The organism is Bradyrhizobium genomosp. III (assembly GCF_000261705.1).
Classification (GTDB): domain Bacteria; phylum Pseudomonadota; class Alphaproteobacteria; order Rhizobiales; family Xanthobacteraceae; genus Bradyrhizobium; species Bradyrhizobium ottawaense.
The window spans coordinates 1-9,380 of the sequence record NZ_AJQF01000238.1; the positions used below are offsets into that span (position 1 = coordinate 1).

Sequence of the window (9,380 nt, forward strand, 5' to 3'; positions counted from 1 at the left end):
TCACGCCGAGGATCAGCTCCGCGGCGATGTTCTTGGTGAAGAAGTAGCTGATGTCGAGCTCGGGGACGACCTGATCGCTGATCGAAAGGCCGGAGTTCGGCGAGGACAGCGAGGGCACGCCCGCCACATTGACGGTCGAGCCGCCGGCATCCGGCAACACGCCGAGCACGCGCAGACGCACCATCCACGGATTGAACGCCTCCACCGGCGGCGGCGCCTTCTTGTAAACCGGCAAATCGGCAGCCTGCACCGATGCAAACGTGCCCGCGAGCATCGCGCCAACCGTCGCAAGCCGCGCCAGGTTTCTTGTCGTTCTCTGCATTTCAATCCCCTTCAGCCTTCACTCGCGCGTCGTTGCGCGACATGAGCGTCAGAGCAGAAGGGGGGCGCCGAAGGATTTGACTTCGATCAATTCAGCCAGACGCAGCCACGATTTGGCCACGGCGTTGCAGATCTGTCACGGAAATCGCGAATGCGGGGTGCGCGGCGCGGCAGGATAATGCCGCACCTCACATCAGGGCCGCTCGGGATGGTTCAGCATGTATTCGCCGAGGTCGCGCTGGCGGCGATCTGCACGGGCGGTGGCGGCGTTGCGCTGAACGTCGCGATCCTTGCGGCAGGCCACGTATTCCGGCGATCCCTGCGCATTGCCCCGGCTCAGGCAGACCGCATCGTCATCGTCGCCGCCCACCGCTACCGGCGTCTGGTAGCGCGCGGAGCAGGCGGAAAGAGCGATGGCAAGCAGCACAGCTGCAAGCAGGCGCGGCGCGGCGGCGAATGGCATACGAGGTCCCCTATTGGCCGGCCCTGTTTAGCGCGGAATGAGGAGATTGTAAGTCGGCAACACCGTCATACCGGGCGATGCGAGCATCGAACCCGGAATGACAGACCAGCTTCGCCTCACACCCGCCCCTTCAGCGCCTCCCCGATCTCGTCGAGCGTCTTGGGATCCTCGATCGTCGCCGGCATGGTCCAGGACTCGCCGTCGGCGATCTTCTTGATGGTGCCGCGCAGAATCTTGCCGGAGCGTGTCTTGGGCAGGCGGCCGACGGTGATCGCGAGCTTGAAGGCGGCGACCGGGCCGAGCTTGTCGCGCACCAGCGCGACGATCTCCTTCTCGATCTCGGCGGGCGCACGCTTCACGCCGGCCTTGAGCACCAGGAAGCCGCAGGGCACCTCGCCCTTGATCGCGTCCTTGACGCCGAGCACGGCACATTCGGCAACATCGGGATGCGAGGCAAGGATCTCCTCCATGCCGCCGGTGGAGAGCCGATGGCCGGCGACGTTGATGATGTCGTCGGTGCGGCCCATGACGAAGACATAGCCGTCCTCGTCCTTGTAGCCGGCATCCGAGGTTTTGTAATAGCCGGGGAATTCGCTGAGATAAGCCTCCCTGAAGCGTGCATCCTGATTCCACAGGGTCGGCAGGCAGCCCGGCGGCATCGGCAGCTTGATGACGATCGAGCCCATGGTGTTGGGCGCCACCGGTTTCGCCGCTTCGTCGACCACGTCGACCTGGTAGCCCGGCATCGGCACCGTCGGCGAGCCGTGCTTCACCGGCAGCATGCCGAGCCCGACCGGGTTGCCGGCGATGCACCAGCCGGTCTCGGTCTGCCACCAATGGTCGATCACCGGCACCTTCAGCTGCTGCTCCGCCCATTCGACCGTCGGCGGATCGGCACGCTCGCCGGCGAGGAACAGCGTGCGGAACTTCGACAGGTCGTATTGCCGGATGAACTTTCCTTCCGGATCGTCTTTCCGGATCGCGCGGAACGCGGTCGGAGCCGTGAAGAACGCGACCGCCTTGTGCTCGGCGATCACGCGCCAGAATGCGCCGGCGTCGGGCGTGCCGACCGGCTTGCCCTCATACATGATCGTCGTCGCGCCGTGCAGCAGCGGCCCGTAGACGATGTAGCTGTGGCCGACCACCCAGCCGATGTCGGAGCCGCACCACCACACCTCGCCCGGCTTGACGCCATAGAGGTTGAACATCGACCATTTCACCGCGACGAGATGGCCGCCATTGTCGCGCACGACGCCCTTCGGGATACCCGTGGTGCCCGAGGTGTAGAGGATGTAGAGCGGATCGGTCGCGGCAACAGCCGCGCAGGGCGCCTTCTTGCCGTCGTTCATCGCCTTGCGGCGCAGGCTCGCCCAATCGTAGTCCCGTCCCGGGGCCAGGTCGCAAGTGAGCTGCGGGCGTTGCAGCACGATGCAGGCCTTCGGCTTGCTGCCGGCAAGCCTGATCGCCTCGTCGAGCAGCGGCTTGTACTGCACGATGCGGCCGGGCTCGATCCCGCAGCTTGCGGAGAGAATGAGTTTCGGCTGCGCGTCGTCGATGCGGGTGGCGAGCTCCTTCGCTGCAAAGCCGCCGAACACCACGGAGTGCACCGCCCCGATCCGCGCGCAGGCGAGCATCGCGACCACGGCCTCCGGCACCATCGGCATATAGAGGATGACGCGGTCGCCCTTGGCGACGCCGAAATCCTGCATGATGGCGCCAAGCGCCTGCACCTCGTTCAGCAGTTCAGCATAGGTGAGCTTGGTGACGCTGCCCGTGAGCGGCGAATCGTGGATCAGCGCGACCTGGTCGGCGCGCCCGCCTTCGACATGGCGGTCGAGCGCGTTGTAGCAGGTATTGACGACGCCGCCGGCGAACCAGCGGCCGTAGGTCCCTTGCGAGGGGTCGAAGATGGTCTTCGGCGGCTCGATCCAGTCGATCTCTTTCGCGGCCTCGGCCCAGAAGCCTTCGGGATCGGCCAGCGAGCGCGCATGGACCTCATGATAACTGCTCTTGCCCTGGATGTTCATTCCCGCGCTCCCGTTACCTTTATCGGCCTGACCTCGAACCTTGCGGCGCGGCGGTCGCCCCGCCATGACCCGGATCAAGTGTCGGCCTTGTTTGAGAGGTATTTTCCCGGGAACGGGCCGCGGTTCAAGCTGAAAAGGATGGGTTATTTCTCCCTCTCCCCGCTTGCGGCAGGGCTATCGCATATGGGGTATGGGCTAGGGGGGCACGACAGTACCCACATCGTCATGGCCGGGCTTGTCCCGGCCATCCACGCCTTTCCATAACGCACGGAGAACGTGGATGCCCGGGAAAAGCCCGGGCATGACGACCTCTGCTAGATGTTCAATTGCCCTGCCGCTCACGGCAGGGAGAGGCGAAGAGCCCGCCTCAGCTCTCCGTCGCGTTCAGCTTCTGCAACCGCTCCTGCATGACCTTCCTCAGATCATAGCCCGGCCGGCCGAAGCTGGCGTTGCGGAGGCTAAGGAAATCGCGCTGGGTCTTGCGCAGCTCGCCAGCCGAGCGCTTGCCCGCCGATTTCAGCACGCGCTCATAGGTCTCGGCGATCTGGCGGTCGAGCACGCCCAGCTGCGGATCGGCGCAGATCACCTTCTCGACCTCGCGCTTCGCGGTCGCGCATGCGAAGGACGGACCATTGCCGGACGCCGCATTCAGCGCCCGCGGCGGCTCATCGCCGAATTTCGCGATCTCCGCGATCATGCTGCGGCGGCCGTTGGCAGCGTTCTCGTTGCCGGGATCGAGCTTGAGCGCCGTCTCGTAATCGGCCAGCGCCTTCTTGCGCTCGCCCATCTTCTTGTAGAGCACGGCGCGGTTGTTGTAGGTCAGCGCGAAATTCGGATCGATCTTCAGCGCAGCCTCGTAGTCACCGAGCGCGGCTCCGAACTCACCCTTGAACTGGTAGGAATCGCCGCGGTTGGTGAAGAAGTTCGGCCGGGGCGCCAGGCGCAGCGCCTGATCGTAATCGGCGATCGCCTTGTCGTACTCTTTCATGGCAGCATAGGTGAGCCCGCGATTGTCAAAATATTCGGGCACCTTCGGATCGAGCCTGATCGCTTCGCCGTCGTCGGCCACCGCCTTGTCGAGCTGGCCGAGCTTCTTGTAAGCGGCGCCGCGGTTGGTGTAGGTGCGCGGACGGTTGGGATCGAGCCGCAGCGCCTCGCTGAGATCCTTGATCGCCTTCTCGTTGTCGCCGCCGAGATAGTAGTTCACGCCGCGGTCGGACCATGCCTGTGCATCATCCGGCTTCAGCTTGATCGCCTGGTCGTAATCGGCGAGCGCGCGGTCAAGCCTGCGCTGGGTGGTGTACACGACACCGCGCAGCTCGTAAGCCTCCGCATTCTGCGGATCGAGCTCGATCGCCTTGCTCAGATCCGCCGCCGCGCGGTTGAGATCCCCGCCGGCCTCGCGCAAGAGGTCGCCGCGCAGGCGCCAGGCCTTTGCATTCTTGCCGTCGATTGCGATGGCGCGGTCGATGTCCCGCAGGGCTTGCGTGAGGCCGCCAGAAGTCCGGGCATTGGCGTCGGCGCGAACCAGCAGCGCCGCGGCGCGATCGGACGCGGGACTTGCGCCCTGGTCGATGATGACGGTGCACGCCGGGATCAGCTCCGCGGGAGCAGCCTTGCTGCCCATCACGCAATCGGTGCCCGCCGAGGCGGGGGCTGCAAGGATGAGGCTCACCGCCCCGAGAAGAAAAGCGCGAAGCGAGATTTTGGCAAGCGAAAGCGCTTGCGCGGAAGGATGCGTGCCGCACATGGCAGAGTGCTCCGTGACGTCGGGTTCTCACCGTTGTCGCGGCAGGGAAGAAATGGGTTCAAGTCGGCTCTGTCTACGCCGTCATGGCCGAGCTTGTCCCGGCCATCCAGGTCTCACGCGCGGCACAAAGAACGTGGATGCCCGGGACAAGCCCGGGCATGACGAGCTCTCGTGCAGCAACGGGCCTAATATCCGTCTACCCCGTTGAGTCGCAGCAAGCGCTCCTGCATCGCCTTCTTCAGATCATACCCCGCCCGGCCGTACCCGGCATTGCGGCGGGCGATGAACTCATCCTGCTCGCGCTGGAGGTTCTTCGCTTCCGCCGGATTGCGCGCCTCCCGGAACACCCGGGCATTCGATGCAAAGATCTCGCGGTCGAGATCGGCGAGTTCGCGGTTGCCGCAGATCGCCTTCTCCACGGCACGGGCCGCACGCCTGCAGTTGAAGCTGGGCTTGCCGGCGACCGCCATCTGCGCGCCGATCCGCTCCAGCTCGCGCGCCATTGCCTTGTGATTGGCCTTGGCCTTCTCGTGGTTCGGGTCGATCTTCAGGGCCGCGCCGAAATCCTGCACCGCCTTGGGCTTGTCGCCCTTCCTCAGCCAGAGCTCACCGCGAGCGTTCCAGATGTCGGCGAGCGCAGGGTCGAGCGAAAGAGCGCGGCTGTCGTCGGCGATGGCGCGGTCGACCTGGTCGTGCCGCGCATAGAGCGCCGCGCGCGCGATCAGCGCCTTGATCAGATCCCCCTTCGCCGTCTTCTCATTGTCGATCACGCCGGCGCAGGCCGTGGCAGCCTTGTCCACATCGTCTGCCGCGGTCGCCGCGAGGCATGAGGCGACATCGACCTGTATCACCGCAGCCGGTTCGCCGCCGGTCGCAGCCCGGGCGGCATTCAGCGACAGCGCGCAAAACAATACGGCACCTGACAGTTGAATGAGTCTTTGAAAACACATGCTCGTTGCGGTCGGTGTCTTGCTTTGTGGCTTGCCTTACGTCTTGCCTCGGGGCCGTACTATCCATCATACGGCCGGATTGGTGCTAGCTTGTGGCGCCGCTCAGACCGGCTTCGGGGATCATCGTGTCAACATTCGAATGGATCATCGCGCTTCTGCTCGGCGCCGTTGCCTTATCGGCGCTGGCGCGGCGGATCAAGGTCCCCTACCCGACCTTTCTGGCGATCGGCGGCGCGCTGATCGCCTTCGTGCCGTCCAGCCCGTCCTGGGCGCTGGAGCCGGACCTGGCCTTGGCGCTTTTTGTCGCACCGGTGCTGCTCGATGCCGCCTTCGACACCTCGCTGCGCGATCTGCGCAACAATTGGGTTCCGGTCTCGACCCTGGTCGTCGCCGCGGTCGGCTTGACCACGGCCGGCGTCGCCTTCGTCGCGCACCGACTGATGCCCGATATGCCGTGGGCCGCCGCGGTCGCGCTCGGTGCCATCGTGGCCCCGCCCGATGCGGCCGCTGCGGTCGCGATCCTGAGCCAGGTCAAGCTGCCCCACCGCATGGTGAAAGTCCTGGAGGGCGAGAGCCTGCTCAACGACGCGAGCGCGCTCCTGATCTACCGCATCGCGGTCGGTGCCGTCGCCACCGAGCATCTAACATGGAGCCAGGTCGCGCCGACGATGGCGCTCGCGCTGGTCGGCAGCGTCGTCGCCGGCCTGCTCGCGGGCTACATCATCCCGCTGCTCCTGGAACGGGTCAAGGAAGCACCCAGCGCGATCATCGTGCAGTTCGCCACCACCTTCATGGTCTGGATCGCCGCGGAGCATCTCGGCCTCTCCGGCATCCTCACCATCGTCGTCTACGCCATCACCATGGCGCGCACGGCGGGGGCGCGCATGCCAGCACGGCTGCGGGTGCCGTCCTATGCGGTGTGGGAAACGATGGTGTTCGTGCTCAACGTGCTCGCCTTCATGCTGATCGGCATGCAGATGCGGCCGATCTGGACGCGGCTGGATGCGGACGTGCGCTGGGAATATTGCGTGGCCGCTGGCTGGATCCTGCTGACGGTGATCCTGGTGCGCCTCGCCTGGGTGACGTTCTATCGCACGACCTTGCGGGTGCTGGTCGCGCAGGGGATCTATCATCCGAACGACCCCAGGGCCGTCGCCTCGCCCAAGGGCGGCCTCATCATCTCCTGGTGCGGCATGCGCGGCCTCGTCACGCTCGCCACAGCTTTTGCGCTGCCGGAGAATTTTCCCTATCGCGACTTCATCGTCTTCATCGCCTTTGCGGTGGTGCTGGGATCGCTGGTGATCCAGGGCCTGACGCTGCGGCCGCTGATCCTGGCGTTCGGCCTCAAGGACGACGATCCCGTCGGCAACGAGGTCGCGCGCGCACGCGCCGTCGCCTATCGTGCCGCGCTCGATGCGATCGAGAGCGATCCGTCCGAGGAGGCCGAGATCCTGCGGCTGGAATATCGCGCCATCCTGATGCAGGCCGGGAGCGATCCCAACGGCGGCATCGCCAGTGGCGAGCTGCCCGCCGATCCCCTGCGCCGCCGCGCCATCGCGGCCGCGCGCAAATCGATCTTCGACCTCCGCGCCACCGAAGTGATCGGCGACGATGCCTTCCACCGGCTCGAAGAGGAGCTCGATCGCGCAGAATTGAGCGCGGGGGGATGAGGTAGCGCAGCCACAAACTCGGTGTCGTCCCGGACAAGCGCGCCCCAAGCGCGCGCAGATCCGGGACCCATAACCACAGGACGTCATCGTGACACGAGGTTGGCAACTCCAAATCTTCGCCAAACACAATCCTGGGTCCCGGGCTCGCGCTACGCGCGCCCCGGGACGACGGCCGGCATTGAACCAAACCCCACCTCCCCAGACTCATTCCTGATGACGACCCTGACCGACGACCGTCGTGTACGCGCGCGTGATGCGTCGCCTGCACGATATTTTTATCTCCACATGGCCCTGGCCTGCGCGGCCACAGCTTTTCTCGGTTTCGCGCCGACCTATTGGGTTCCGCTCGCCCACCGGACGTTGTCCGCGAGCCCCGTGATTCACTTTCACGGGCTCTTGTTCTTCACCTGGTCTGTCTATTTCGTGCTTCAGACCTGGCTCGCTGCCTCGGGCCGCCTCGTCAATCATCGCTCGCTCGGCATCGCCGGCGTCTCGCTCGCAACCGCGATGACGATCTTCGGCTTCCTCGCCTCCGTGCACGTGATGCAGCATTCCGCAGCCCTCGGGCAGCGCGAGGCCGGCATCGGCTTCTCGATCGTGCCGATGAGCGGGATTGCGTTCTTCGCAATCGTGTTCGTGATCGCGATCATGAACACCCGCAGAGGAGAGATTCACAAGCGCCTGATGCTGCTCGCCGCGGTCTCGATCCTCGATGCCGCGATCGCGCGCTGGTTCCTGACCTTCCTGGCGCCTCCCGGGCCACCCGGCCCGCCGCCGGTGCCGGTGACGATCGCGCCCGCCGTCGTCGCATCGCTCCTGCTCGTCGTCGCCATGGTGCGCGACTGGCGCACCGAAGGCCGCGTGCATCCGGTCTACATCTATGGCACGCTCGCGCTGCTGGCGGTGAAGGTCTTGAACTGGCCGATCAGCGAGACGGCTGCGTGGCACGCATTTGCCGGCGGGATACTGGCGCTGGCGCAGTGAGTAGCCAAACACTCCATTGTCGTCCCGGGGCGCGCGAAGCGCGAACCCGGGACCCATAACCACAGGGAGTGGTTACCTTGGTGAGCTGGTCACCGCGAGTCTTCGCCAAACCACGTCCTGTGGTTATGGGTCCCGGATCTGCGCTGCGCTTGTCCGGGACGACAGTGAAGCGTCAGGCGGCGCCTACGCCCCCGCCTTGCACGTGATCCCGCCGTCGACCACGAGCTCGATCCCCGTCACATATTTCGACTCGTCGGACGCCAGAAACAGCGCGGCGTTGGCGACGTCGAAGGCATCGCCCATGTGACCCATCGGCACCTGCGCATCGCGCGCGCGCCACATCGCCTCGACATCGCCCTTGGCGTAGCTGGCGGCAAGGCCGGCAGAGTGTTCTACCATCGGCGTCTTCATCAGGCCGGGCAGGATCGCGTTGACGCGGACATGGTGCCGCGCGAACTCGATCGCGGTGGTGCGCGTCATCTGGTTCATCGCCGCCTTCGAGGTGCCATAGGTGACGTAGGAGATGCCCATGTGGCGGATCGAGGCGATCGAGGAGATGTTGATGATCGAGCCGCCGCCCTGCTTCACCATGACGGGAATGACGTGCTTCATGGCGAAATAGGCGCTCTTGAGATTGACGCTGAAGACGCGGTCCCAGCTCTCCTCGGTCACCTCGACCACGCTGCCCATCTCGGCGATGCCGACATTGTTGTCGAGCACGTCGATGCGGCCATAGGCCTTCAGGCACGCCGCCACCATCGCCTCGACCTCGCTCGCGCGGGACACATCGGCGGTGAAGGCGGTCGCCTTGCCGCCTTCGCCGGTGATGATCTTCGCGGTCTCCTCGGCAGCGGCACCGTTGCGGTCGACGCAGAACACCTGCGCGCCCTCGCGCGCGAAGGTCCCCGCGGTCGCCTTGCCGTTGCCCCAGCCCGGTCCGATCGAGCCGGCCCCCACCACCATCGCAACCTTGCCCTTGAGCCGATCCATCATGTGTCTCCTTGTTGTTGTTCTTCTTGTAGCCCGGACGGGGCGTAAGCGTAATCCGGGGCTACGGATCGTTGCAGATCTTCATCGTGGTGACGTTAGCACCAATGGGATACCCGACAATCTCCGACAGCGTCCGGCATTGTCCACCATGGCACAGCCGCCATTCGCCGGCCGCGCCCGAATTGCCGAGCACGACCTCTTTCATGGCTGCCCGCTTCGGCTGCC

The 9,380-nt window shown here is 65.5% G+C and carries 7 protein-coding genes and 2 pseudogenes; 2 read left to right on the forward strand and 7 right to left on the reverse strand.

Annotated elements, in window-relative coordinates; genetic code table 11:
• The 5 genes and pseudogenes from IC66_RS0120825 to IC66_RS0120850 all read right to left on the reverse strand — a co-directional run.
• Positions 1 to 322, reverse strand: a pseudogene (locus tag IC66_RS0120825) (OmpW/AlkL family protein); the annotation flags it as partial.
• A 192-nt stretch (positions 323 to 514) separates the two neighbouring features.
• Positions 515 to 784: a hypothetical protein gene (locus IC66_RS0120830; protein WP_038948868.1), complete on the reverse strand. Its 270-nt coding sequence runs from the start codon at positions 782 to 784 to the stop codon at positions 515 to 517.
• A 116-nt stretch (positions 785 to 900) separates the two neighbouring features.
• Positions 901 to 2,811, reverse strand: a complete 1,911-nt coding sequence (locus tag IC66_RS0120835) for a propionyl-CoA synthetase (RefSeq protein ID WP_038948869.1) — start codon at positions 2,809 to 2,811, stop codon at positions 901 to 903.
• A gap of 367 nt (positions 2,812 to 3,178) precedes the next feature.
• On the reverse strand, positions 3,179 to 4,561 hold the full coding sequence (locus IC66_RS0120845; RefSeq protein WP_038948871.1) for a tetratricopeptide repeat protein: 1,383 nt from the start codon (positions 4,559 to 4,561) through the stop codon (positions 3,179 to 3,181).
• Between the two features lie 185 nt (positions 4,562 to 4,746).
• Positions 4,747 to 5,511, reverse strand: a complete 765-nt coding sequence (locus IC66_RS0120850; protein ID WP_038948872.1) for a tetratricopeptide repeat protein — start codon at positions 5,509 to 5,511, stop codon at positions 4,747 to 4,749.
• Positions 5,512 to 5,636: 125 nt separating this feature from the next.
• Between IC66_RS0120850 and IC66_RS0120855 the strand changes: the two genes are divergently transcribed.
• Both IC66_RS0120855 and IC66_RS0120860 read left to right on the forward strand, forming a co-directional pair.
• Positions 5,637 to 7,181: a cation:proton antiporter gene (locus tag IC66_RS0120855; protein WP_038948873.1), complete on the forward strand. Its 1,545-nt coding sequence runs from the start codon at positions 5,637 to 5,639 to the stop codon at positions 7,179 to 7,181.
• 213 nt (positions 7,182 to 7,394) lie between these two features.
• The gene (locus tag IC66_RS0120860) at positions 7,395 to 8,165 is read left to right on the forward strand and encodes a hypothetical protein (protein WP_028140709.1); all 771 of its coding nucleotides are present in this window, start codon (positions 7,395 to 7,397) and stop codon (positions 8,163 to 8,165) included.
• A 183-nt stretch (positions 8,166 to 8,348) separates the two neighbouring features.
• Here IC66_RS0120860 and IC66_RS0120865 read toward each other — a convergent pair whose 3' ends face one another.
• Together IC66_RS0120865 and IC66_RS48385 are read right to left on the reverse strand one after the other, a co-directional pair.
• Complete coding sequence (locus tag IC66_RS0120865) at positions 8,349 to 9,155, reverse strand: SDR family NAD(P)-dependent oxidoreductase (RefSeq protein WP_038948875.1); 807 nt, start codon at positions 9,153 to 9,155, stop codon at positions 8,349 to 8,351.
• A 61-nt stretch (positions 9,156 to 9,216) separates the two neighbouring features.
• Positions 9,217 to 9,380, reverse strand: a pseudogene (locus tag IC66_RS48385) (DUF1850 domain-containing protein); the annotation flags it as partial.

Bases quoted from the DNA above. Each gene is read 5' to 3' on its own strand.
- IC66_RS0120830 (WP_038948868.1), bottom strand. From the start codon at position 784: ATGCCATTCGCCGCCGCGCCGCGCCTGCTTGCAGCTGTGCTGCTTGCC.
- IC66_RS0120835 (WP_038948869.1), bottom strand. From the start codon at position 2,811: ATGAACATCCAGGGCAAGAGCAGTTATCATGAGGTCCATGCGCGCTCG.
- IC66_RS0120845 (WP_038948871.1), bottom strand. From the start codon at position 4,561: ATGTGCGGCACGCATCCTTCCGCGCAAGCGCTTTCGCTTGCCAAAATC.
- IC66_RS0120850 (WP_038948872.1), bottom strand. From the start codon at position 5,511: ATGTGTTTTCAAAGACTCATTCAACTGTCAGGTGCCGTATTGTTTTGC.
- IC66_RS0120860 (WP_028140709.1), top strand. From the start codon at position 7,395: ATGACGACCCTGACCGACGACCGTCGTGTACGCGCGCGTGATGCGTCG.
- IC66_RS0120865 (WP_038948875.1), bottom strand. From the start codon at position 9,155: ATGGATCGGCTCAAGGGCAAGGTTGCGATGGTGGTGGGGGCCGGCTCG.